Consider the following 23,089-nt stretch of genomic DNA (forward strand, 5'->3'; position numbering starts at 1 on the left):
GAAAGACGAGGGACATTCATGGCGGGCAGCGTCAACAAGGTGATATTGGTAGGCAATCTGGGCGCGGACCCGGAAGTCAAAAGTTTCCAGAATGGCGGCCGCATTGCCAATTTGCGTATCGCTACTTCGGAAGACTGGAAGGATCGCCAGACCGGGGAAAAGAAAGAACGTACCGAATGGCACCAGGTGGTGTTGCAGTCGGACGGGCTGGTAGGTGTCGCCGAACGCTATCTGCGCAAGGGGCAGAAGGTCTATATTGAAGGCCAGCTGCGCACGCGTAAATGGCAGGATCAAAGCGGCAATGATCGCTACACGACCGAAATCTCGGTTGGCGGTTTTGACGGCAAGCTTGTCATGCTCGACCGTCTGGGTGGCGGTGAAGGTGGCGGCGGTTCCGGCGGCGGCTGGGGTGGCGGTGCGCCCTCCGGTGGCGGTGCAGGTGGCGGTCAGGGCGGCGGCAACTGGCAGGGCGGATCTTCCGGCTTTGGCGGCGGCGGTTTTGCCGACGACCTTGACGACGACGTTCCATTCTGACCACTGACAGGACAGGGCGGCGACAGCCATGAACAAGCGATTGGCGCTCCTCGCGCTGCTGGCCGCGGCGATTCTTGCTTATTTCTGGTTCGATCTCGGCCAATATCTTAGCCTTGATCAGTTCAAGGCGCAGCAGGCCGAAATCATCGCAGCAAAGGATGCGGCGCCGGCCTTGTATATAGGCGGGTTCTTTCTGCTTTATGTCGGGGTGACCGCGCTCTCGTTGCCTGGGGCGGCAATCATGTCGCTGATTGCCGGCGCGCTCTTCGGGGTCGTGACGGGAACGATCCTCGTTTCCTTCGCGTCGACGATCGGCGCGACGCTTGCTTTTCTGTCTTCACGTTTCGTGCTGCGGGATTGGGTTCAGGGAAAGTTCGGCGATCGGTTGAAAGCCATTGATGACGGCATCGCCCGCGATGGCGCATTCTACCTGTTTACAATCCGGCTGATCCCGCTCTTTCCCTTTTTCGTCGTCAACCTTGTGATGGGGCTGACACGCATTTCTGCGCGCACCTTTTACTGGATCAGCCAGATCGGGATGCTGCCGGCGACGATCGTTTTCGTCAATGCGGGCACGCAGATTGGCGCGATTGATTCGACCGCAGGATTGCTGTCGCCGACACTGATCGGGTCTTTTGTCCTTCTCGGTCTGTTTCCGTGGATTGCTCGGATGCTGGTTGCGGGCGCAAAGAAAATCCGTGCGCGCTGATTGGAAAAAGCCGCGCCGTTTCGATCGCAACCTAATCGTCATCGGGGCGGGGGCGGCGGGGTTGGTCTCCTCCTACATCGCCGCAATGGCCCAAGCGAAGGTCACACTGGTCGAAGCGCACCAGATGGGGGGCGATTGTCTCAACACCGGTTGCATCCCTTCCAAAGCCCTTTTGAAAAGCGCGAAAATTGCGCAGGCTGCCCGCGATGGCTTACGCTTTGGTGTGACTGCCGGCTCTGTCAGTATCGATTTTCCTGCCGTGATGCGTCGTATTCGGGAGGTGATTGATGCAATTGAGCCGCATGACAGCGTCGAACGATTCACGGGTCTCGGGGTGGAATGCCTTTCGGGCTATGCGCGCTTTATCGATCCATGGACGGTCGATATCGCGCTAAACGATGGTGGCACGCAAAGACTGACGGCGAAATCCTTTGTGATCGCAACTGGCGCGGCCCCGATCATTCCGTCGATACCGGGGATCGAGGATAGCGGTTATCTGACCAGTGAAACATTGTGGGATGCGATGTCCGCACGCACGCAGGTGCCGGGACGCCTTGTGATTCTTGGTGGCGGACCGATAGGGTGCGAACTGGCGCAGGCCTTTCAGCGGCTCGGCAGCCAGGTGACTCTCGTCGAGATGGCTGATCGCCTGATGCTCAAAGAGGATGCAGAGGCGGCCGTAATTGTTGGCGCGGCGTTATCGCAGGAAGGCGTCGATGTGCGTGCCGGGCATAAGGCGGTTCGTTTTGAAGCCGGCAAGCGGCTTATGATCGCAGGTCCAGATGGTGAAATCGAATTGGCGTATGACGATGTGCTTGTCGCCACCGGCCGGCGCGCACGCTTAACCGGTTTCGGCCTTGAAGAACTGGGGTTGGTTGAGAAGGGTCGGATTGCCGTTAATGACAGGTTGGCGACTGCCTTTCCGCACATCTACGTTGCAGGCGACGTTGCCGGTAACCAGCAGTTGACCCATGGCGCCAGCCATGAAGCCTGGTTCGCCACGGTCAACGCGCTTGCCCGCCCGTTCAAAAGCTTCAAGGCGGATTATCGCGTGCTGCCCCGGGTCACTTACACCGACCCTGAAGTTGCGAGCGTCGGCCTGACCGAGGCGGAAGCGAATGCCAGCGGTGTGGCTTATGAACTCACCCGTTATGAGCTTGACGATTTTGATCGCGCAATTGCAGATGGGGAAACAAGCGGTTTCGTGAAGATTTTGACGTCGCCTGGCAAGGACAGCATATTGGGTGCGACCATCGTCGGCGCACATGCAGGCGAGATAATCGCCGAACTGGTCTTTGCGATGCGACATAAAATGCCTCTCGGCAAAGTGTTGTCAGTGATCCACAGTTACCCGACATGGAGCGAGGCAAACAAATTTGCGGCTGGGCAGTACAGGCTCGCGCGAAAGCCAGAACGGCTGCAGCGCTTCGCGCGCCGCTGGTTTGATTGGCAGCGCGGTTGAGCAGACCTGAACGCCACGGGTTCAAGTACAGCCGCAGATGACGTTGGCTGGCCTTACGGTTGGTATTTCAGGATGGTTGGAAGTCCGCCGCAATGTTGGTGACCCCTACGAGTGTAGAACTTAAATCTCAAGCAATATCAGGACGTCCCTAAGTCCCCTGTTAAATCAGAGATTTATGTTGTATACCGTTCGCGGTCGGTCGCCCTGATTTGCCCAAATTCCCATGAATATGTGGGAACGAATGTGGGAACGCAAAACAGGGAATCGAACCGATGGCGCTAACAGCATTAAAGGTGAAGAACGCGAAGGCCGGTCGGCATGTCGATGGCCGTGGGCTGTGTTTGCTGGTTAAGGATACCGGCGCGCGAACTTGGGTGCTGCGGATGCAGAAGGACGGCAGGCGGCGCGACTATGGCTTGGGGTCGGCAGCGGATATGTCGCTTGCAGATGCCCGCGACGCAGCGGCAGCTTTGCGCCGACAGGTTCGTATGGGCGCTGACCCCGTTGCCGAGCGGCGGATGGCGCGCAAAGTCATTCCGAGCTTCGAGACGGCGGCGCGCCACTGTTACGAGGCGTTGAAGGAGGGTTGGAAGAACCGGCGTCACACTAGCTGGATTTCCAGCTTCGAGAACCATGTCTTCCCCATCATTGGAACGAAGCCCGTCGATGCCGTGGACAGCACCGCTGTCCTTGAAGTGCTGTCGCCGATTTGGCTCGAAATTCCCGATACCGCGCGCCGCATCCTGCAACGCATCGGCGCGGTGCTAGACTTCGCGCACATCAAGGGTTGGATTTCGGGTGAGGTATCGTTGCGCTCGGTGAGGAAGGGACTGCCTCGGCAAACGGAGAAGGCGGGACACTTGGCGGCGATGCCTTATGCCGACGTGCCTGCGCTAATTGCGAAGCTGACGGCAGCGTCTCCTACAACAGGCCGGGATGCCCTGCGTTTCACTATCTACAACGCCGTCCGGTCGAACGAGACGCGCTTTGCAGTATGGACAGAGTTCGACCTCGACAAAGCCATCTGGACCATCCCCGGCGAGCGGATGAAGGCGCGCGAGACCCATGTCGTGCCTCTGTCGCCGCCCGCCGTGACGTTGCTTCGCAGGCGATGGAATGAGCGAACGAGCGATGACGGGCTTGTTTTCTCAAATGACGGGGACAAGCCGATCAGCGACATGACAATGACCAAGCTGTTGCGCGATGCCGAGATTACGAGCGTGACGGTTCACGGATTTCGTTCGGCATTCACCGATTGGGCAGCGGAAACCACGGACTTTCCTAAAGAGGTTGCCGACAAGGCGCTGGCGCATAAGCTGCCCAACCGGGTCGAAGCGGCTTACCGCCGCACCGACTTCTTCGACAAGCGCCGCGACTTGATGGCGCAGTGGGCCGCGTATCTCGACACAGGCCGCGCGAGGGAAGTCGAAGTTGCTCCGTTGCACGAAGCCGCATAACGACAGCAATGTCAGTGTTTTGGGGATTCCGGACCTTCTGCCTTTGAGCGATAAGCAGGAAAACGGGCCGGTCAGTCTACTCTGGCACGCTCAAAGTGCTGTATAGCGGTCGGAATTTCAACCCAAGCGTGACGCGTTACTCCCCAAACAGAACGGACCGGCTGCATCGAATGCGGATCGTCAAAGAGGCCTATCGGGACACCCGTCACATCGGGGTTTTTCATGCCCCGCATAAACACAGTCGTACCGCATTCCGGGCAAAAAAATTGATCAAAACTTCCACCAAGATCAGTCGGGCGGCTGAAATGTTTCGATTCCCCTTCAATTTTGACCTGATCGTGAGGATAATAGGCCGCTTCTCCAAAGGGCGACCCGGACCGCTTCTGGCAGGCGAAGCAGTGGCAAGCGACAACAGCCACGGTAGGGCCGGGCACTTCAACGTGCAATTGTCCGCACTGACATGAAGCTCTCATGGAATTAACGTATCAGACGCATCTCAAGCCAGCAATCGCTGTTATATCCCGCCGACATCCGAATTCGATGAGCAAGCGCGATTACGCCAACGGCGCAAACGCTGTCGCCATCTGCCACACATTGCATGCCCGCCCCGGACCAAACTTCATTGCAGGTCGAGCGATAACCGCAAAAGGCGCTGTCGCGCGACCAGCGCGTGCAGACTGGCTGTTGTAACCCGTGTCGATTTGCCAAGTTTCACAACGTCGATCTGGTTTGTCGCAATCAACTCATACAGCTTGGTGCGACCGACGCCGATCATGCGGGCAGCGTCGTCTATCTTCACGCAAATCGGGTCGGGGGGAACCGGCGCGATCATGGCACGGCGCTTTCGTTGCGGAAGCCGACCGGATCGGCGATCCAGCGATTGACGGCGGACTCGCGCCAGCCAGCACCGTGAACACTGATCTTCAACTGACACGGGAAGGTCCCTTCGGCGATCTTGCGATACATGGTCGAACGAGACAGGCCGGTTCGTGCCAAAACGGTTTTCAGTCGGATAATTCTTTCTTGGTCGGACATGGGATGCAATTCCATTCGTTGACAGTCATTGGCTCCCCATGAGCTGAGAATTGGCGAGGGTGTTTGACCGCGCAAGAGCCTTTTCGGGGACAGTGAACGCAGGCGCGCGAAAAGCGGCACAGGGTGGCGAACGACAAAGAACGGCTATGAAAGAATAGAGCCGACTATGGACGGTGGCACTTGGCGGGGAAATACGGGCAAAATTTATGCTGTTTGCGTTGATCTTTCGCCATCATCGACAAATTTCGACACCTCTGGCGCAAAACCCAGTCGGCGGAGGGCGGAATCTTCGCCTGAGTCGGACGTTGCCGCCGAACACGAAGCGCAACCGGCAAATGTGCCGCTTCACTTCGTGCGCATCAGTTTGCAGGCGCGAGCGTCCCCAACCAAGCGACCAGCGCCAAGACAGCAGCACCGGCAGCGGCTTCCAGCGCGACCGAGATGCGCAAGCGCTTCCACGCCCCGTCGGAGTGGTCGCTTGCCGCCGTGCGTTCCAGCGTAGGCGTCAATCTCCAACGATTGTTGGCGGCAAGGCTCAGCATTGCGGCAAATAGCACGAGCTTCGCCCCCAGCAGCAGGCCGTAGGTCGATTGGAACAGCTTAGTGAAGTCCGCACCCAGAATCGCGTAGCCGTTGAACAGGCCGGTGAGCAGGATGATTGCGACTGCTACCGTTCCCACCCGCGCGAATTCTGCAAGCAAACGGGCGGCAAGAGTGACCTGCGCCTCGCCTTGCGCGGGGCGCGCGAGCAACAAGCAAAAGGCCGCTATTCCACCAATCCATAAAGCTGCGGCAATCATGTGCGCGATGTCGCTGATCCGGTGCGCGGCTCCAAGCGGGCCTTCCGTCGCGGCGGCGTGACCGGACCACAACAGCGTCGCCAGCGCAATCGAACCACCGACCATAGCTACGACGTATCGAGGCGTTTGCGTTCGCCGCAGCAGGACGAGCGCGGCGAGGGTCGCTACAAGCGCCGCCATCCGGACGAGGAATGCCGCGCCTTGTTCGGTGTTGCCAGCCATCGACACCAGCATTGGAAAGTCTAGTGCGGTTATTGCCACGCCCATCATGGCGGCGCTGGATATTGCGAAACTCGCTGCCGACAGCGGCAATGCAGCCAACGCCAGCCAAAGCAGCTTTCCGCCAAGCGGCAGGACCACGCCGTCTTCGCGTTCGGAACGGGTAAAGCTGTAGAGCGGAAAAGCCGCCAACCCGACAAGCAGCATCAGGTCCGCGTAAAGCGCGAACCGGATCGCAACCAGCCCCCAATCGGCCACGCCTTACTTGACCTTGAAGGCGAACTCGCTGCCCATCCGGTGGCTGTCCGCGCCCGCCGCCGACCATTTGACGGTGTAGCTGCCCGGAACCAGCGCCTTTTTGAGCAGCAACGTCATCGACTTGCCGTCTTTGCCCATTTGCGAACTGTGCGCCATTTTCATCGGTGCATGATCCTTCATGCCTGGCATTCCGGTCATGATGACTTCGGTCTTGATCGTCGGCGCGATCAGCTTTTCGCTGAACTTCAGTTCGATCCGCGCTGGTTTTGAAACCGTTGCGTTCGCGGCTGGAGTAGAGCCAACAAGCTTCACGTGTGCGAGCGCCACGCCGGGGATGGCGACCAGCAACGCGGCGGCGAGCGGTAGGAAATTGCGACGCATTTTTATCTCCTGAAATGCTATGTGTTTGAGTAGGAATACGCAGGAGCGCCCCACACCCCTCAAACTTATTGAGGGGGAAGCGCGCAGCCCGCGTATATAAAGTCACGAAACATTTTGCTGGATACCTATATGGACGAGACCCTCAGGAAACTTGGCGACGCACCGGTCCCGCGCGCGCTGGCGCAGATCGACGATGCCGTGATGTCCGCCTTTACGCAGCGCCAGAGCGAGGCGCGGGCAAACTCGCGGCTGTTTTCTGCGGCGGCGGTGCTTGCCTTGGGCATCGGTTATGCCGGTGGCAGCATCATGCCCGCGCCCGCCAGTGCAAGCGAACTTGCCCTGTCTGAAACCGCGCTAGCGCCCTCGACGCTGCTGGATTTCTGATGCGGTCGTGGCGCAGACTTACGCTCATTGCCCTGATTGCCTTCGCCGCAGCGGTTGCCGGGGTTTATGTCGCTCGCACGTTCAGCGATCAGCCGCGCAAGAGCGAGAGCGAGCTTCATGCCTTTTTGCACAATGAATTAAAGCTGGACACCGCTCAGGAAGCGAAGATCGAAGCCATAGAGGCGCGCTTTGCGGTGCGCAAAAAGGCGCTCGAACTCGACATGCGCGCTGCCAATGCGCGGCTTGCCGAAGCAATCGAGGCCGAACATGGCTATGGCCCCAAGGTTACGGCGGCGGTCGATCATGTCCATCATGTGATGGGCGAAATGCAGAAATCCACGCTCGAACATCTGTTCGAGATGCGCGCCGTGATGAACCCCGATCAAGCGCGGCGCTTCGACAAGACCGTGGTCAAGGCTTTGACCGCCGAAGCGCGGTGAGTCTCGATCTAAGTCAGTGTAGTGATGGCGAGCTGGCGGCGCTTGCGCTTGGCGGACAGGAGCGGGCGTATCGGGAGTTTTTGCGGCGTTATCGTGAGCCTGTCTATCGGCTGGTGCGAAACACCATCCGCGATGGCGATGAAGCGCTCGATGTGACGCAAGAGACGTTTGTGGCGGCCTTCGCGGCGCTGAAACGCTACGATCCGGAGCGCCCGTTCAAAGTCTGGATCGCCCGCATCGCGCTCAACAAATGCCGCGATTGGGGCAGGCGTCGTGCAGTGCGGTCTTTCTTCACTCGCGCCGCGCCGATTGATGATGCCTTCGATCTCGCCAGCGACGCCGCCTCCCCCGAAACCGAAGCCAGCGACCGCGCTGAACTAAAGCGGGTGAGCGCGGGAATCGCCAAACTGCCCGCCCGCCTGCGCGAAGTCCTGATCCTGCGCGCAATCGAAGACATGGCCCAAGCCGAAGCCGCCGAAGCTTTGGGCGTGACCGAGAAGGCGGTCGAGACACGGCTGTATCGCGCGCGGGGGAGGTTGGCGGAGTTGCTTGGGGGTTGAGGGAGTGCGGTGAGTGTGTGCTACCTGCGGCTGCTAAGTTGGGGAGTCCTGACATGCGGGTTTTGTCGCATCCAGCAGAAAAGCGGACATTAAATGCCAGCGATTCTTGTCGACCTCCTTATTTTTTAAGCGCGTAAGACCTATCTGAAATCAACTATGAAGATCGGCCGCAATAAGCCCTGCCCATGCGGCAGTGGGAAAAAATACAAGCGCTGTCACGGGCAATACGGCCTGTTGCCTTTTGGCGGTGCGGGGTTTGCTGATGCAATTCAGCATTCGCGGGAAAAAATGGTAGCACAAAGACGCGTTCAAGAGGCGCAGCAGGGACGCGGGAAACCAATCATTTCGGCCAAGGTCAAGGAGCATCAAATCGTTGCCGTCGGAAATCAGCTCCTTTCCTCGACGACTTGGAAGACCTTTATAGATTTCCTAGGCGACTACATTCGCACGAAGATGGGTCCAGAGTGGGGCAACGCGGAACTCGCAAAACCGCTGGAGGAACGGCACACAATCTTGCAGTGGTATGATGCTGTATGTCGGCTGCAGAAAGAGTCGATCAAAGCCCCTGGTCAGCCTGCCAGCATGGAAGTTGTTGGCGTGCTGGCCTGTTATTATGGGTTGGCATACGCCCTCTACCTTATTGAACATAACGTAGAACTCCAAAATCGGATGATCTTACGGTTGAAGGATCGGTCGAATTTTCAAGGCGCATATTACGAACTTCTGGTTGCACGCGTATTGATTACGGCAGGGTTCGAACTGACACTTGAAGACGAATCTGATCGGCATTCTAAGCACTGCGAATTCGCGGCTGTTTCGAAGGAGACTGGCAAAAAATTCTGGATCGAAGCGAAAATGCGGTCCGTGGCCGGGTTGCTCGGCAAGAACAGCACCGATGGTGTCAATTCAGAGACTGCCAAAAAGCCGACCTCCGAACTCGTCAAGCACCTAAATGCCGCATTTAAGAAGCCAGCAAACGATCAGCGGATGATATTCATCGATCTAAACGCAGATATGTCGGTGGATGCCAGCGACGAGAACCGACCGGCGTTGGTTAATGCGGTCAATCAGCGACTGCTCAAATACGAGAACGAGTCGCTACAAGCCGATAAGGCCGCCTATGTCTTCGTGACAAACATGACATTCCACCGGGATTTGCTCGGCGCAGCGCAGATGCTGTCGATTCCGTCTGGAATGGGTATCTCTGATTTCAACCGCCCGGGGCATATGAAGCTTTCCGAAATCTATAAGCGCGACAAAAAGCACGCGGACGCAATTCAGGTGTGTGATAGTCTGTCTAAGCTGCTCAGTTTCCCGACCACATTTGATGGCTCCATGGCCGCCACTGCGCTCTTTGGCGAACTTACTCCGGTTCAGATTGGCGAAAAATACAAGTTTGAAGGCGCCGGCGAAGACGGCAGCGACATCATCGGTACCGTAACAGATGCAGTCGTTCTTGAAGCGGAGAAGGAAATCGCAGTTGCGATTCAAACCGATGGCGACAAAGCATACCTCTTAAAGGAGAAAATGACTGACACCCAACTATCCGACTTCAAGGCCCATCCAGATGCTTATTTTGGAAAATTGAAATACGTCCCGAAGAGTATCAAGACGCCCTATGATCTGTTTCTGTTTTTCGTCGAAGGGCAGCAGAAGATGGAGCGTACAAAATTGATTGAGCACCTGCATATGAACGATGTTCAAGCTGAAGGCTCATCAGACGAGGACCTGCTGTTAGAGCTTTGTGAACGGCAGGTCTCGGGAAGTGGTATGTTCAAGGTCGTCGATGGTGTTCTAACGAGCGAACCTAATCCCCAAGCAAATTAGAGAATCTATGCCGTGAACGAACGGCAGCTCCTAGCGGCGGGAACTTTGTAGATAATCGTCCGAAATCTTGTCGCTAGCCGCCTGCGCCCCCCAAAAAACACATTGAGGGATAACGCCGACTCCCGCGTATAAGGCTGCATGACCACAACAACATTAAACCGTCGCGCGCTTATCAGGGGTGGGGCGACGCTGGGTGGCGGGGTTGCGCTCGCATCGTTTTTCCCCGCTTGGGCGCAGCCAGTTTCGGCTGGCATCGTCGCGCCTTTGCCGGTCGTTTCGGGCAATGACATCAGCTTGCGGATCGCGCGGCAGACGATGCGGATTGACGGCAAGCTTAGCAAAGCCATCGGGATAAACGGCACCGTTCCGGGTCCGCTGGTTCGGCTGAAACAGGGGCAGACCGCGCGGCTCAGCGTGCGCAACGATCTTGACGTGGACAGCTCTATCCATTGGCACGGGCTGTTGCTGCCGTTCCAGATGGACGGCGTGCCGGGGGTCAGCTTTCCCGGCATCAAGCCGCGCTCGACTTTTGTCTATGAGTTTCCGGTCATCCAGTCGGGGACTTATTGGTATCACAGCCATTCGGGCTTGCAGGAGCAGCTTGGCCATTACGGGCCTATCGTGGTCGATCCCGAAGGCGTGGACCCCATTGGCTATGACCGCGAGCATGTCATCGTGCTGTCCGACCATAGCCCGCTTTCGCCCGAAGCGATCTTTCGCAAGATGAAGGTCAACCCCGGCCATTTCAACATGCAGCGTCAGACGCTGGGCGGGTTGCTCGCTGGCAAGGACCAGTCGGCAAAGGAAAGGCTCGAATGGGGCAAGATGCGGATGGACCCGACCGACATCGCCGATGCGAACGGCTCCACCTACGATTTTCTGGTCAATGGTTATGGTCCGAAGGACAACTGGACGGCGCTTTTCACGCCGGGCGAGCGGGTGCGGCTGAGGATTATCAATGCGTCGGCGATGACCATTTTCAACGTCCGCATTCCCGGCCTGCGGCTGACCGTCGTTCAGGCCGATGGCCTCAATGTCCGTCCGGTCGAAGTTGATGAATTCCAGATCGCGGTCGCCGAGACTTACGACGTGATCGTGACTCCGACCGAGGATCGCGCCTTCACGCTCGTTGCCGAAGCCAATGACCGCTCAGGAATGGGCCGCGCGACACTCGCCCCGCGAGCCGGGATGGCCGCCGAAGTGCCGCCTTTGCGCGAACGCCCGCTTGCCACAATGAAAGACATGGGCATGGGCGACATGGATATGTCGGGCGGCGCGATGGGTGCGTCCGCCGCTGCCGATTGCCCGCCCGAACATGCCAAGATGGGCCATTGCACCCCCGCTCCTGACTCCGCCGCCGCCGCGCCCGCTGCGGTCGATCACAGCGCGATGGGGCATGGCAGCGGCGGCATGGACCACAGCATGCGCGACTTTAGCGTCGCGCCGCAGGTCAAGCGCGACCCGAGCGTCCAGACGATTTCGCCAATGCCGGTGGACCGAATGGGCGAACCCGGCCAAGGACTCGATAATGTGCCGCACAAGGTGCTGACGTATCACGATCTTGTGGCGCTCGACCGCAACCCCGACGTCCGCGCGCCCGACCGCTCGCTCGATATCCATCTGACCGGCAATATGGAGCGGTTCATGTGGTCGTTCGACGGCATGAAGATGTCCGATCATCACGAGCCGATCCCGTTCCTCGAAGGCGAGCGTGTTCGCATCAACCTCATCAACGATTCGATGATGAGCCATCCGATCCACCTGCACGGCCATTTCTTCGAGCTGGTCACCGGCAAGGGCGATCATGCGCCGCGCAAGCATACCGTGCTGGTCCAGCCCGGCGGCACGGCGTCGTTCGATTTTACCGCCGACGCGCTCGGCGACTGGGCGTTCCACTGCCACATGCTCTATCACATGCACGCCGGGATGATGCGCGTCGTCAGCGTGCGCCCGCGCGGAGAAGCGGCATGACCCGCACCGCATTGTTGCTGGCGAGCGCCGCCGTGCTGAGCTTTGCGACACCTGCCTTTGCACAGTCGATGCAGGGCATGGACCATTCGAAATTGCCCGGAATGGCAAAACCCGAAAAGCCAGCGCCGCCTACGAGTGCGCCGCCGCCTTCGGATTGCACGCCGGAACATGCCCAAATGGGTCACTGCACAATGCAAGCCGATAAGCCGGTCGCAGCCTCGCCGCCACCCGAAGCCGTCGTCGATCCCGACTGCCCACCCGAACACGCCAAAATGGGGCATTGCACACCGAAGGCTGCGGCTGATCCCGTCGCCGAAATGTCAAAGACCGGCACCGACCTGCCACCGGGCGACGCACCGGCTCCCGCACCGCCCGACGACTGGTATGCCGACCGCATTTTTCCCGCAGGCGAAATGGAACACGCGCGGCACGAGATGATGAAGGAGAACGGCGCGCAGACGACGGCCTTCCTTAGCTTCAACCTTGCCGAGTATCAGGTTCGCAAGGGCCGCGACGGTTTCCGCTGGGACGGCGAAGGCTGGTATGGCGGTGACATCAACAAGATAACGGTGAAAAGCGAAGGCGAAGGCGCATTTGGCGAAGGCGTCGAGGATGCCGAAATCCAGCTGCTCTACAGCCGCGCCATCGACCCCTATTTCAACTTGCAGGCAGGTATCCGGCAGGATCTGGGTCCGGGGCCAAAGCGCACACATGCGGCGGTCGGCTTTGAGGGATTGGCCCCTTACTGGTTTGAGGTTGAGGGGGCGCTGTTTGTGTCGAACAAGGGCGATGTGCTGGGACGGCTCGAAGGCTATTACGATCAGCGGATTACGCAGCGGCTGATCCTTCAGCCGCGCGCAGAGTTCAATTTCGCGCTTCAGGATGTTTCGGAGAGCGCAATCGGCTCAGGACTTTCCGATGTCGAATTGGGGCTTCGATTGCGCTATGAGATCGTCAAGGAGTTCGCGCCCTATATCGGCGTCGAATGGGCCAAGAAAACAGGGGACACGGCGCGCTTCGCCCGCGCCGCAGGGGAGGATACAGATGTGACGAGTTTTGTCGCCGGAATCCGTTTCTGGTTTTGATGGGAAGCCGCACGCGTCTGCATCTTGCCGCGAGCCGCGTCCACAAATGGCTGGCGCTGATTATTGGCGCGCAATTGCTGATCTGGTTCACCAGCGGCGTCATCATGAGCTTCTTGCCTATCGACAAGGTGCGCGGCGAGCATCTGGTTGACCGCGAAACCGTCGTCGCTGTCCCTGCCGGAATTGCTCTGGCACCGCCACAGCGGATTATCGCGCAGGCTGGCGCTCCGGTTGAAGCGATGACCTTGCACATGCTCGGCAACAAACCCGTAGCCGAAGTGACGACGGCGAAGGGAATTAGGCTTTTCGACGCGGCGAGCGGCGACAGGCTGCCGCCGGTTGACGCTGCGACCGCCACCAGAATCGCGAAGGCAGCTTGGAAATCGGGAGAAAAGCCCAAATCGACAGTGAGTCTCGTTACCAAAGAAAGCCCCGAATACCGCGCCGCGCTTCCAGCATGGCGCGTGGCCTTTGCCGACCCCGATCATACGAGCGTGTTCGTTGCGCGCGACACCGGGCAGATCGCTGCCGTTCGCACCGGCACATGGCGGCTCTATGATTTCTTCTGGAGCCTCCACATCATGGACTGGAAGAACCACGAGAATTTCAACACATGGTGGCTGCTCGCTTTTGCAATCGGCGGATTGCTTTTAGGTTTGGCCGGGACCGCGCTTCTTGTGATGCGTTGGCCGATCCGCCGAAGACGGCGCACGGCATGAAGACACTCGCTGCCTGTTTTATCGCGATTGCGCTCGTGTTGCGGGTAGCACCGATTTGCGCCGCGCCTGTTCAAACAGAAGCCGTAGCAATGATGGGGCATTGCGAGGAAATTCCCAATCATCATGACGGGAAGGGCGGACAGAAAGGGGACGACGCGGCGCGTTCGTGCCATGCGTGTGCCTTTCCGCCCGTGGCAACCGCCGACTTGGCGCAGCCCTTGCGGGTCATCGCGGCCCAGAATTTTTCGGCTAGCACGCAATTAGCGGGCGGCGTACTCAAGCCGCCAACCCCGCCTCCGCGAAGGCGTAGCGCGCACTATTTTTCTCAATCAACAATCGGAGTTAAATCATGAAAACCAAGTATCTTTTGGGTGCTCTCGCGCTCACCATGTCCACCGCTGCCTTTGCCGCCGAACCGGCACCTACCCCTGAAAAGGAGTGCTGCTGCTGCAAAAAGGATGAACATGGCAAGATGGCCTGTTGCAAGGACAAGGACGCCAAGTCCGGTGACGAGCATAAAGGCCATGACATGGGCGGCATGGATCACAAATAAGTAAGATTGCGCGGAGGGCTGGCGACGGCTCTCCGCGTTTCTTCGTTGAAGGAAATTGAACATGCGAAAGTTCTTTTTGGCAATAGCGCTCGTTGCAACTCCGGCGCTGGCGGCAAGCGATGCTGTGATGCACCGCGACCCTGGCTGTGGATGTTGCGAAAAATGGGCTGCACAAGTCCGCAAGGCGTTCGGACGCAGCGTGAAAGTCATCGACGATGCTAACCGCCCGGCGCTGCAACGGCGGGTCGGATTGCCTGCTGGCCTCGCATCATGCCACACCGCGCTTATCGACGGCATGGCTTTCGAAGGTCATGTGCCTATCGCTGATATGAAGCGGGTATTGGCGGAGAAGCCCCAAGGTGTTCGCGGACTGGCAGTTGCCGGAATGCCATTGGGATCACCGGGCATGGAAGCACCCGGTTATCCGGCAGACCGCTATAATGTCATTGCCTTTGGCTCTGGCAAAACGAGAGTATTTGCCAAGCATTGAAAATTGTAACCGTTGCCGTTGCTGGACCGAATATCATTCATAGCGGCGATATATCGCGACGCTATTCCAGCTACCCGACGGAGAGAGTTTATGACCAAATATTTTGCCGCAGCTGCCGCCTTGCTTTTTGTTACGCCCGCTGCCTTTGCAGCCCAAGCCTCGACTGTTGCAGATGCGGTTGACGCCTGTTGCGCGGCACTTGACGCATGTTGTGAGCAGGCGATGGACTGCTGTGACGACTGAATAACTGCGGTGATAGAAGCGCCCGGCCAACTGGCCGGGCGACTTTTGCGAAACCATCGGCAGACCGCGTGATTAGTGGGCGAAAATCATCCAAACTGCCATCCCGACCATCATCACATTCTCGGTGAGCGAGACAAAGCCCAGAGGCACATTACTGTCGCCGCCGACGCAGGCACATTTGAGTTCGCGCTTTTCGATATAAACCGCCTTGAACACAGACATCGCGCCGATGCCGCCGATGAACAATGCGACCGGAATCGACAGCCAGTTGAGCGCGCCAGAAGCCATCAGGACGCCCGCCAGTCCTTCGGCAAACGGATAGATGCGCGAATAAGGCACCCAGCGTTTTGCGAGCAGGTCGTAATTCAAAAACATCGTCGCAAACCTATCGACATTTTGAAGCTTGAGCATCGCAAGGATACACATGCTGAAAGCGATGAACCATTCGCCCGCGTGGATTGTGAAAGGCGTTCCATAAACCGCGAAACTTGCCGCCAGCGCCATCAGCGCGGTCATTGCGAACAGCGCGATCACTGGCTGATACGTCGTTGCCTTGGGATCGGCGACCGACAAACCGAGATAGCGGCGTAGATCGTCATGTCCGCCGATGCGTTCGCCGCCAATAAAGATTTGCGGCGTGGTCTGGACACCGTGTTTGGCCTTGAATGCGTCGGTTTCCTCGCGCGTAGTAAGCCAGCGGTCCTCCAAGGAAAAGCCCTTGCGCTTGAGTAGATCAAGCGCTTTGAGACCATAGGGGCAGGTGTGTTTTGGCATCACCATACGGTAAATGGTGGCGGTCTTGGCGGCTGTGCTGGCCTGCGCCGGTTTTGAAATTGTGGCTTGAGTCATGGGTGTTTCCTCATTGGAATGTAACGTCACCCGACCTATATAGGTTCCGTAGCATAGTACGGAGTCAAGCGATGAATGCGATGACCATCGGAAAACTTGCAGCGGCGGGCGGCGTGGGCGTGGAGACGGTGCGCTTTTACCAGCGCCGGGGCTTGCTCGCGGAGCCGGATCGCAACGGCGGGGTGCGGCGGTATGACCATACCGATCTCAGCCGTTTGCGTTTCATCCGCGCGGCTCAGGCGGGAGGGTTCACACTATCTGAAATCGGGGAGTTACTCGCGTTGGACGCCACCGAAGAACGGGAGCGCGCGCGGGAGCTTGCGAACAAGCGCATCGTCGAGATTGACGAGAAAATCGAGACTCTCAAAACCGCCCGGCGGTCGCTGAGACGTTTGGCCGATGAATGCGCAGAAGGTGGCGACGGGCGGTGCCCTATTATTGAAGCCTTTGAGCCCCAATGATTTTCACACATGGTGCGCTGCCCTTCGGGCGACCCGCTCTATCCGCTGGTGCGGACCGGGCCTGTAGTCCCGGCCCATCCGGGTGACGATCGGGAGCGGTTATGATGAGCGGGACGTCTGAAGGCGCTCCTGAGGGCGCGGCGTTCTTGAGCTGACCCGCAGGCGCACTCGCCTCTCTCCTTGCCGGATGAGCGCCGGGCGCGCGCTCGCTTCGACGGCGGTGCTGCGCTTCGCGCGGGCGGCCGTGTCGTGAACTCGGCTTGCCGGCACATCACCCGTCTGCGTCGCACCGTTGCGAGGGCGCCGTGGGTGGTGATCCGCTGCACGTCTCTGTGAGCGCCTGACCGGCGCTGTTCGCTTGTTTGAGCGTGAACGCCAAGGGCTTCGCCCTCTCGTTCCCAAACCGGAATAGACACCCCCGTGTGGCGGGCATGGCCCGCTGGTCCGCGCCAGGGCATCGATTTCGGTTTTCCCTCCCCCTCCCATCCTAGCCGGAAGGCAGGCCGCATGTCGCATGTCGATTGCGGCTTTCAGCCGAAGGAAGGATTGGGAAATGACCGATTTGCTGTTGCAGTATCGCGCTTGCGGGGCAGAGTGCCGCGACGATTACTTGCGTCAGGTGGCGCATGACAACGGTTTGCCGCTGGCCTGTGTCCGCAGCATTGCCGACCGGCTTGGCGAGCGCGAGGATTTCGGGGCGCTTGTTCTGATTTGCGAGCAACGCCGAGGGCGTTTGCAATGAGTACGCGAAAGCGTGGCCGCGTCAGGGTGGCGAGCGACACCGACCAGATAATGATGACGGGCATAGAGCCAATCAGTCTTGGCGAGCGGCTGACATGGGCCGCGCAGCAGCCGATGCAGCCCAAGCGGACGCAACGCCCGCTCGACATCGGGTTTTGGGACCCGATGCGCCGCCAGTTGGAATTGTTTTGAGCGGACGTTGCTAGGCCGTTCGGCGAAACGTGCTGAACTGGAATTTCTGCACCGAACCGCCGGGCGTCAAATGCTCGTGGCGTCGTTCGGCTATCAGGTCGAAGTCATCGCCTAATATGGCGGCGATGCTGGCAGCGTTGTGTCGGGCGACCGGCAAGCCGCTGCACTTTTCGGGTCCATCCGGCGCGAACGTGCCGATGACCGCAATGCCGCTGGGGTTGAGAGCGGCGCGCATGGCTTGGGCATATGCTTGCTGTTGCGCCGATTCGGTGAGGAAATGAAACGCCGCGCGGTCGTGCCAGACATCAAAGCGGGTCGCAGCGTGCCACGCCGTCACATCGGCGACGATCCATTCGACAAATTCGGCAGCTTTCCCCAGCTTTGCCTTGGCAACAGCGAGCGCGTTGGCCGACAGGTCGAGAACCGCTACCGGCGCGTAACCCGCCTCAACCAGCGCACCTGCAAGCCGCGAAGCACCGCCGCCGATGTCAATAACACCGCCGCGCCCGTCATAAGCATCGGCAATCAGCTCCAGCGACAGCGCAGGGGATTCCTCAAACCAGCTTACCTTTGCGGCATCCTTGGTCGCATATACATTCTCCCAATGGCTGCTTTGTTCGTTCGTCATCGTTTGTCCTCCGTCATGTCGTCCGCCCGGGCCCGAAAAGAATCAACGCGGCTCCTGCCAAGCAAATTGTCGCGCCGATGAAATCCCATCGGTCGGGCCGAACGCCTTCGACACTCCACAGCCAAAGAAGCGAGGCGGCTATGTAAACGCCGCCATAAGCGGCGAACGCCCGTCCGGCGGCGTCGCTGTCGATGCGGGTGAGCATCAGCGCGAAGATTGCCAACGAGATAACTCCCGGCAGCGTCCACCAAGCCGATTTGTCCAGACGTAGCCATGCCCAGAATGCGAAACAGCCCGCTATCTCCGCGAGGGCCGCAGCAGCGTAAACGAACGCGGTCGAGACGAGGGGCGTGGTCACAGCTTCAAACCAACTCTCGGCCCCGCCCAGACCATTGCCGAATACAGCGCCATCGTAAGGACGCAGCCCGCGACAAGCGCGGGCCAGAAACCGAAGCCGCGTTTGAGCAGCACCGGGATGAACAAAAACATCGGCAGGCTCGGCAACACATACCAGAATGTTGCACCCGAATGCTCGGCCATGCGTTCGATGTCTTGCGTATCGCGCCACAGCCAAATCATGCCCAAAACTGAAATCAGCGGCAGCGATGCTATCAGTGCGCCTGTGCCGGGATTCCGGCGCGCAGTTTCGGAAACGATAACGATGATGATGGCCGAAACGACAGCTTTGATAACCAGATACAGCATTAGGAAATGGCCTTTCCGCGCGGGGCGAGGGTTTCGATGATTTTGCAGTCGCCAATCGTGCCGTGACGGCAAGACCCAAGCACACGGTCTAACTCGCTACGCAGCGCGCTAAGATCGCCTATCTTGCGGTCGATTTCGGTCAGGTGGCTTTGCGCGATGCTATCCACCGCCTCGCACGACTGCGCCTTGTTGTCGGAAAGTGTCAGCAGTTCGCGCACTGCTTCGAGCGTAAAGCCCAGATCGCGGGCGCGGCGGATGAAGGAAAGGCGCGCGAGATGCTCAGCACCATAGGCGCGGTAGTTGGCGGATGTCCGGGCGGGCGGTGGCAGGAGGCCGATTTTTTCATAATAACGCACGGTTTCGACCTTGGTCGCGGTTGCGTTTGCCAGTTCGCCGATTTTCATCTCTTGACCCTGTAGTTGCTACAGGGTGTAGCTAGGCGTCCGACTCGGGATTTGTCGAGAAGGATTTGAGATGGCGGACAATTGCTGCGAAAGTGCCTGCGGGAGCGAGACGGCCAAGGCCGATCCGCGCTGGCGGCGCGTGCTGTGGGCGGCACTGATCGTCAATGCAGGCATGTTTCTCGTAGAGATGGCAGCGGGTGCAGCGGCGGATAGCCGCGCATTGCAAGCCGACGCGCTCGATTTTCTGGGTGATGCAGCGAATTACGCGGTGAGCCTTGCGGTGGTGGGCATGGTGCTGGCTTGGCGCGCGCGGGCCGCGCTGCTGAAATCGCTGTTCATGCTTGGCTTTGGGGGCTGGGTGTTTGGCAGCGCGATGTTCGCTTTCGTAAACGGCACTTCGCCTGATCCCGAAATGATGGGTGCGGTCGGCGCTTTGGCGCTGGTTGCCAATGTCGGCGTGGCGCTGTTGCTTTACCGTTACCGAGCAGGTGACGCCAATATGCGCTCTGTCTGGATATGCTCACGTAACGACGCCATCGGCAATGCTGCGGTCATAGTGGCCGCACTTGGCGTGTTTGGCACAGGAAGCGCGTGGCCGGATTTGATTGTCGCATCCGTCATGGCAGCTTTGGCGTTGACCGGAGGTTTGCAGGTGTTCCGGCAAGCGAAATCAGAATTGCGGACGGTGGCAGTATGAAACGGGCGCACGCGATCATGCTCATCGACAATGAAATGGCGGCATATCGTGCTGCCAAGGCAAGCCAAAATATAACCACGGCTTGGGCAGCGCTGGAACGAGCGCATATAGTCTCTCAGCCTTTTCTTGGCCCGCATATCGCCAATCATTGGTCGATGCTGTGCTTTGCTTTCGAGCAACGCGACCTGCGCGAATTGACAGGACAGATCGTCCGACTTGCGCTTGCGCCGCTCGGCGCACTGACCGGCCGCATTCCCGTTGGCAACACGGGACGCTCGAATGTTAGTGCTTTTCTGCCGATGCCAATCGCCGATGACTTGGCGCGTGCGATGGAAGTCGTCTCCGAATGATGAAAAGATTGCTCCGAGTCGATGCGGTGGCTAAGCGGAAAAGCATGATGCAATTCATTGCCCGTTTGATTCTTGCTTTCGCGTTCGTCGCGAGCACGGCTCATACGCCTGCAATCGCGCATGAAGAACCGGCAAGTCATCACGCCGATCATAAGGCGGCATTCGCCTCTGACGCGATAATGGACCATCATGGTGACGCGCCTTCGTCACCCGAAGGCACGGGCGAGGGTGTCCATCACCACCATTGCCCCTCTGCGCTTGATGCGCGCGCGACCGACGTTGCCCTTGGCGCAATGTCCGGCAAAGCCTTATTGCCATTGCAACGCGCGACAGTGCTGACCTCTTTCAGTCAGGCACCACCCACCGAACCACCCTCTACCTGAACCGCGCCGTTAGGGCGGGCTTTGCGCCCGGCCCTTTAACGTGTCTACGGTTCAGGAGTTTTATCATGTTTCCCAAATTGCGCACCGCCTTGCTGGCGGCGGCGCTGGCCTTTCCGGCTACGGCTGCCTTTGCGGAGCCGATCACGCTGGATGAAGCCATTGCCAAGGCCATTGAGGCCGCGCCGTCGATCCGCGCCAATGAGGCGGCGGTCGCTGCCGCACAAGCTGGCCGTGTCCAAGCGGGCGTCCGCCCCAACCCAACCGTCACCGTCGAAGGCGAAAACCTAGTCGGCAGCGGGCCATACAATGTCTTCGGCCAGGCCGAGATTACTGGCACCTATAGCCAGACAATCGAGCGCGGCGGCAAACGTGACGCGCGTGTCGCCTATGCCGAGCGTGACATCGGCGTTGCAGAAGCCTCATCGCGGGTGGCACGGCTCGAACTTGTCAGCGCCGTCCAGCGCGCATTTCTTGATGTTATTGTCGCCGGATATGTCGTCGAAATCGCAGAAACACGACTTGGCGTAGAAGTGGAAATGCAGCGTGAAGCTCTGCGCCGAGTGCGCGGATATAAGGACCCGCTGTTCGTCGAGACGAGCGCATCGGCGCGGGTCACACAGGCACGGCTTAATCTGATCGAGGCGCAGGCGCGGCAGCAGGGTATGCGCGCGGCGCTGGCCGCATATTGGAACGGTGAGGCAGAGGATGTCGAGACGGTCGGAGAAGTAATGTCTGGCATCCCAGCAGCGCGGGAACTTGCGACCGCCGATGCGGAACTCGCGGAGTCTGAGGTCGCGCGAGCGTCGGCAGCGGTGATATTGGAACAGACACGGGCGCGGCCCGACTACACAGTCAGTGGAGGGGTACGCTTCCTGCGCGGCACCAACGATGTGGCGCTGGTTGCGGGTATCACCATTCCATTGGGACGCTTCGACCGTAACCAAGGCAATATCGCAAAGGCCCATGCCGAAAAGCTGCGGATCGAGTTGACTGCCGAGGCGCAGCGGCTCGACAAGCTCCGCCGTCTTGCCAGCCTTGGCGCAGAAGCTGACGCCGCGCGAGCCCGCGCCGACGCTATCGTTCTTGAGGTCTATCCGCAGACTACCAAGGCGCTCCGGCAGGTGCGAGAGGGCTATGCGCGCGGCGGCTTCAACTTCCGCGACATGCAGGGTGCTGCCGACGCGATCATTCAGGCGCAGGCCGAATGGCTCGATGCCGTCATCCGTTACCGTGACTTACAAACAGAAATCGACCGGCTGACCGGGCGCTTCGACGCCGCTGCCGACAGGGGGACTAATCCATGAGAAACAACATCATCAACCGGCTTGCTGTCGCGCTTTTCATCATCGCGCCTTTGGGAGCCTGTGGCAGTAGCAGCAGCGAGCCTACCGCAGAAAGTGGCGAAGCAGGCGAACCGGAAAAAGGGCCGCACAATGGCCGACTTTTGAAGGATGGCGACTTTGCGCTTGAAATGACCATCTTCGAGGACGGTGTGCCGCCGCAATTCCGGGTCTATCCGACCAAGGACGGCAAGCCAGTCGATGCCAAGACTGTGCAATTGACGGTAACGCTCAAGCGGCTGGGCGGTGAGGTCAACACCTTCCCGTTCAAGGCTGAAAAGGATTATCTGACCGGACAAGGTGTGGTCGAGGAACCGCACAGCTTCGACGTCGAGGTCGTCGCGGTTGAAAGCGGCAAACGTCATGTCTGGAAATATGCCAGCCCCGAAGGTCGCACACGGATTACCGCCGAAGCCGCCAAGGCCGGTGGAATCGAGATCGAAACAGTGGGGCCAGCTACCATCGGCGAGACGCGCGAGCTTTACGGGACAGTCCAGTTGGCGACGACCGCACGGTCCGAAATTCGCGGGCAGTTTCCGGGGCGGATTGTCTCGGTCACAAAGCAAGTCGGCGACACCGTGAAGCGCGGTCAATTGCTCGCGCGGATCGAGTCGAGCGAGTCCTTGCAGGTTTATCCGGTCTATTCGACGGTCAGCGGCGTTGTTGCCGAACGCAATGGCAATCCCGGCGATGTGACCTTCGACCGTGCGCTCTACGTCATTACCGACTCGGCGCAGACGACGGTTGTGTTCAACATCTTCCCCAAGGACCTAGGTGCAATCCAGCCCGGTATGGCGGTGCAGATCGAAACGATGGAAGGCACCGCAATCGCTGCGGCACGTCTGGGTCAGTATCTCCCCGATGGCAATGCCGAGGCAGGCACAGCGCTTGTGCGGGCATCGGTCCCCAATCGAGGTGGGCGGTTGCGTCCCGGTATGGCGCTTCGTGGCCGCGTGACAATCAACGCAGTGCAAGTGCCGCTGGCGGTGCGCACCGAAGCGTTGCAACGTTTCCGTGACTTTACGGTGGTCTTTGCCAATTACGGCCAGGATTACGAGGTCCGCATGTTGGAGTTGGGGCGCAAGTCGCCTGAATGGACCGAGGTGCTTTCGGGCATCAAGCCCGGCACGCCTTATGCCGCCAAAGGAGCCTTCCTCATTCGCGCCGACATCGAAAAGTCGGGCGCGAGCCATGACCATTGATCGGGGATAA

General features: G+C 59.2%; 33 protein-coding genes. 24 read left to right on the forward strand and 9 right to left on the reverse strand.

The window, feature by feature from the left end; all coding sequences use genetic code 11:
* Positions 1 to 18: 18 nt before the first annotated feature.
* From ssb to RSE16_04575, 5 genes are all read left to right on the forward strand, one after another.
* The gene (gene ssb / locus RSE16_04555) at positions 19 to 534 is read left to right on the forward strand and encodes a single-stranded DNA-binding protein (GenBank protein WRH76743.1); all 516 of its coding nucleotides are present in this window, start codon (positions 19 to 21) and stop codon (positions 532 to 534) included.
* Positions 535 to 562: 28 nt separating this feature from the next.
* A complete protein-coding gene (locus RSE16_04560; protein ID WRH76744.1) occupies positions 563 to 1,243 on the forward strand; it encodes a TVP38/TMEM64 family protein in 681 nt (226 codons plus the stop codon).
* Positions 1,233 to 2,705, forward strand: coding sequence for an FAD-dependent oxidoreductase (locus tag RSE16_04565; protein WRH76745.1), 1,473 nt, complete (start codon positions 1,233 to 1,235; stop codon positions 2,703 to 2,705). Before RSE16_04560 ends, RSE16_04565 begins: the two co-directional genes overlap by 11 nt.
* A 272-nt stretch (positions 2,706 to 2,977) precedes the next feature.
* Positions 2,978 to 4,162, forward strand: coding sequence for an integrase arm-type DNA-binding domain-containing protein (locus RSE16_04570; GenBank protein ID WRH76746.1), 1,185 nt, complete (start codon positions 2,978 to 2,980; stop codon positions 4,160 to 4,162).
* Between the two features lie 170 nt (positions 4,163 to 4,332).
* Positions 4,333 to 4,626: a hypothetical protein gene (locus RSE16_04575; GenBank protein WRH76747.1), complete on the forward strand. Its 294-nt coding sequence runs from the start codon at positions 4,333 to 4,335 to the stop codon at positions 4,624 to 4,626.
* A gap of 155 nt (positions 4,627 to 4,781) precedes the next feature.
* Here the strand turns inward: RSE16_04575 and RSE16_04580 are convergent, their stop codons facing one another.
* The 4 genes from RSE16_04580 to copC form a co-directional block, all read right to left on the reverse strand.
* Positions 4,782 to 4,994: a helix-turn-helix domain-containing protein gene (locus tag RSE16_04580; GenBank protein ID WRH76748.1), complete on the reverse strand. Its 213-nt coding sequence runs from the start codon at positions 4,992 to 4,994 to the stop codon at positions 4,782 to 4,784.
* The gene (locus tag RSE16_04585) at positions 4,991 to 5,197 is read right to left on the reverse strand and encodes an AlpA family phage regulatory protein (GenBank protein WRH76749.1); all 207 of its coding nucleotides are present in this window, start codon (positions 5,195 to 5,197) and stop codon (positions 4,991 to 4,993) included. The genes RSE16_04580 and RSE16_04585 overlap by 4 nt, the downstream gene beginning before the upstream one ends.
* 359 nt (positions 5,198 to 5,556) lie before the next feature.
* Entirely contained in the window at positions 5,557 to 6,474 is a 918-nt protein-coding gene (gene copD, locus RSE16_04590) for a copper homeostasis membrane protein CopD (protein WRH76750.1), read from the reverse strand.
* A 3-nt stretch (positions 6,475 to 6,477) separates the two neighbouring features.
* The gene (copC, locus tag RSE16_04595) at positions 6,478 to 6,855 is read right to left on the reverse strand and encodes a copper homeostasis periplasmic binding protein CopC (protein WRH76751.1); all 378 of its coding nucleotides are present in this window, start codon (positions 6,853 to 6,855) and stop codon (positions 6,478 to 6,480) included.
* 129 nt (positions 6,856 to 6,984) lie between these two features.
* Between copC and RSE16_04600 the strand changes: the two genes are divergently transcribed.
* From RSE16_04600 to RSE16_04650, 11 genes are all read left to right on the forward strand, one after another.
* The gene (locus tag RSE16_04600; GenBank protein WRH76752.1) at positions 6,985 to 7,239 is read left to right on the forward strand and encodes a hypothetical protein; all 255 of its coding nucleotides are present in this window, start codon (positions 6,985 to 6,987) and stop codon (positions 7,237 to 7,239) included.
* Entirely contained in the window at positions 7,239 to 7,679 is a 441-nt protein-coding gene (locus RSE16_04605; protein ID WRH76753.1) for a periplasmic heavy metal sensor, read from the forward strand. Before RSE16_04600 ends, RSE16_04605 begins: the two co-directional genes overlap by 1 nt.
* On the forward strand, positions 7,676 to 8,239 hold the full coding sequence (locus RSE16_04610; protein ID WRH76754.1) for a sigma-70 family RNA polymerase sigma factor: 564 nt from the start codon (positions 7,676 to 7,678) through the stop codon (positions 8,237 to 8,239). The genes RSE16_04605 and RSE16_04610 overlap by 4 nt, the downstream gene beginning before the upstream one ends.
* 156 nt (positions 8,240 to 8,395) lie before the next feature.
* Entirely contained in the window at positions 8,396 to 10,066 is a 1,671-nt protein-coding gene (locus tag RSE16_04615; GenBank protein ID WRH76755.1) for an SEC-C domain-containing protein, read from the forward strand.
* Between the two features lie 138 nt (positions 10,067 to 10,204).
* On the forward strand, positions 10,205 to 12,037 hold the full coding sequence (locus RSE16_04620) for a copper resistance system multicopper oxidase (GenBank protein ID WRH76756.1): 1,833 nt from the start codon (positions 10,205 to 10,207) through the stop codon (positions 12,035 to 12,037).
* A complete protein-coding gene (locus RSE16_04625) occupies positions 12,034 to 13,122 on the forward strand; it encodes a copper resistance protein B (protein ID WRH76757.1) in 1,089 nt (362 codons plus the stop codon). The genes RSE16_04620 and RSE16_04625 overlap by 4 nt, the downstream gene beginning before the upstream one ends.
* Positions 13,122 to 13,841 carry a PepSY domain-containing protein gene (locus RSE16_04630; GenBank protein ID WRH76758.1) on the forward strand — a complete coding sequence of 240 codons (720 nt, stop codon included), beginning with the start codon at positions 13,122 to 13,124 and terminating at the stop codon, positions 13,839 to 13,841. The genes RSE16_04625 and RSE16_04630 overlap by 1 nt, the downstream gene beginning before the upstream one ends.
* Positions 13,838 to 14,194 (forward strand): hypothetical protein, encoded by a 357-nt coding sequence (locus RSE16_04635; protein WRH76759.1) that lies wholly within the window; start codon positions 13,838 to 13,840, stop codon positions 14,192 to 14,194. Before RSE16_04630 ends, RSE16_04635 begins: the two co-directional genes overlap by 4 nt.
* Positions 14,191 to 14,394: a hypothetical protein gene (locus tag RSE16_04640; GenBank protein ID WRH76760.1), complete on the forward strand. Its 204-nt coding sequence runs from the start codon at positions 14,191 to 14,193 to the stop codon at positions 14,392 to 14,394. Before RSE16_04635 ends, RSE16_04640 begins: the two co-directional genes overlap by 4 nt.
* 61 nt (positions 14,395 to 14,455) lie before the next feature.
* A complete protein-coding gene (locus tag RSE16_04645; protein WRH76761.1) occupies positions 14,456 to 14,884 on the forward strand; it encodes a DUF411 domain-containing protein in 429 nt (142 codons plus the stop codon).
* A 90-nt stretch (positions 14,885 to 14,974) separates the two neighbouring features.
* The gene (locus RSE16_04650; GenBank protein ID WRH76762.1) at positions 14,975 to 15,127 is read left to right on the forward strand and encodes a hypothetical protein; all 153 of its coding nucleotides are present in this window, start codon (positions 14,975 to 14,977) and stop codon (positions 15,125 to 15,127) included.
* Between the two features lie 72 nt (positions 15,128 to 15,199).
* Here the strand turns inward: RSE16_04650 and RSE16_04655 are convergent, their stop codons facing one another.
* On the reverse strand, positions 15,200 to 15,976 hold the full coding sequence (locus tag RSE16_04655) for a glutaredoxin (GenBank protein WRH76763.1): 777 nt from the start codon (positions 15,974 to 15,976) through the stop codon (positions 15,200 to 15,202).
* A 71-nt stretch (positions 15,977 to 16,047) separates the two neighbouring features.
* On the opposite strand from RSE16_04655, the gene RSE16_04660 reads away from it, so the two are divergent.
* The 3 genes from RSE16_04660 to RSE16_04670 all read left to right on the forward strand — a co-directional run bounded on the left by RSE16_04660 (position 16,048) and on the right by RSE16_04670 (position 17,370).
* Positions 16,048 to 16,437: a MerR family transcriptional regulator gene (locus RSE16_04660; protein ID WRH76764.1), complete on the forward strand. Its 390-nt coding sequence runs from the start codon at positions 16,048 to 16,050 to the stop codon at positions 16,435 to 16,437.
* Between the two features lie 553 nt (positions 16,438 to 16,990).
* A complete protein-coding gene (locus RSE16_04665; GenBank protein ID WRH76765.1) occupies positions 16,991 to 17,179 on the forward strand; it encodes a hypothetical protein in 189 nt (62 codons plus the stop codon).
* Positions 17,176 to 17,370 (forward strand): hypothetical protein, encoded by a 195-nt coding sequence (locus tag RSE16_04670; protein ID WRH76766.1) that lies wholly within the window; start codon positions 17,176 to 17,178, stop codon positions 17,368 to 17,370. The genes RSE16_04665 and RSE16_04670 overlap by 4 nt, the downstream gene beginning before the upstream one ends.
* Positions 17,371 to 17,380: 10 nt before the next feature.
* On the opposite strand, the gene RSE16_04675 is transcribed toward RSE16_04670, so the two are convergent.
* Genes RSE16_04675 through RSE16_04690 form a run of 4 tightly spaced genes read right to left on the reverse strand, consistent with a single transcriptional unit; the run spans position 17,381 to position 19,107 of the window.
* A complete protein-coding gene (locus RSE16_04675) occupies positions 17,381 to 17,998 on the reverse strand; it encodes a class I SAM-dependent methyltransferase (GenBank protein WRH76767.1) in 618 nt (205 codons plus the stop codon).
* 13 nt (positions 17,999 to 18,011) lie between these two features.
* Positions 18,012 to 18,356, reverse strand: coding sequence for a YnfA family protein (locus RSE16_04680; GenBank protein ID WRH76768.1), 345 nt, complete (start codon positions 18,354 to 18,356; stop codon positions 18,012 to 18,014).
* Positions 18,353 to 18,703, reverse strand: coding sequence for a DUF3147 family protein (locus RSE16_04685; protein ID WRH76769.1), 351 nt, complete (start codon positions 18,701 to 18,703; stop codon positions 18,353 to 18,355). The genes RSE16_04680 and RSE16_04685 overlap by 4 nt, the downstream gene beginning before the upstream one ends.
* Complete coding sequence (locus tag RSE16_04690) at positions 18,703 to 19,107, reverse strand: helix-turn-helix domain-containing protein (protein WRH76770.1); 405 nt, start codon at positions 19,105 to 19,107, stop codon at positions 18,703 to 18,705. Before RSE16_04690 ends, RSE16_04685 begins: the two co-directional genes overlap by 1 nt.
* A 70-nt stretch (positions 19,108 to 19,177) precedes the next feature.
* On the opposite strand from RSE16_04690, the gene RSE16_04695 reads away from it, so the two are divergent.
* The 5 genes from RSE16_04695 to RSE16_04715 all read left to right on the forward strand — a co-directional run bounded on the left by RSE16_04695 (position 19,178) and on the right by RSE16_04715 (position 23,079).
* Positions 19,178 to 19,804 (forward strand): cation transporter, encoded by a 627-nt coding sequence (locus RSE16_04695; protein ID WRH76771.1) that lies wholly within the window; start codon positions 19,178 to 19,180, stop codon positions 19,802 to 19,804.
* The gene (locus RSE16_04700) at positions 19,801 to 20,154 is read left to right on the forward strand and encodes a DUF3703 domain-containing protein (GenBank protein WRH76772.1); all 354 of its coding nucleotides are present in this window, start codon (positions 19,801 to 19,803) and stop codon (positions 20,152 to 20,154) included. Before RSE16_04695 ends, RSE16_04700 begins: the two co-directional genes overlap by 4 nt.
* A 44-nt stretch (positions 20,155 to 20,198) precedes the next feature.
* Entirely contained in the window at positions 20,199 to 20,537 is a 339-nt protein-coding gene (locus tag RSE16_04705; GenBank protein WRH76773.1) for a hypothetical protein, read from the forward strand.
* A gap of 65 nt (positions 20,538 to 20,602) precedes the next feature.
* Entirely contained in the window at positions 20,603 to 21,841 is a 1,239-nt protein-coding gene (locus RSE16_04710) for a TolC family protein (protein ID WRH76774.1), read from the forward strand.
* The gene (locus RSE16_04715) at positions 21,838 to 23,079 is read left to right on the forward strand and encodes an efflux RND transporter periplasmic adaptor subunit (GenBank protein ID WRH76775.1); all 1,242 of its coding nucleotides are present in this window, start codon (positions 21,838 to 21,840) and stop codon (positions 23,077 to 23,079) included. The genes RSE16_04710 and RSE16_04715 overlap by 4 nt, the downstream gene beginning before the upstream one ends.
* Positions 23,080 to 23,089: the final 10 nt, after the last annotated feature.

This window comes from Sphingobium sp. (genome assembly GCA_035196065.1).
In the GTDB taxonomy this organism is placed as follows: domain Bacteria; phylum Pseudomonadota; class Alphaproteobacteria; order Sphingomonadales; family Sphingomonadaceae; genus Sphingorhabdus_B; species Sphingorhabdus_B rara.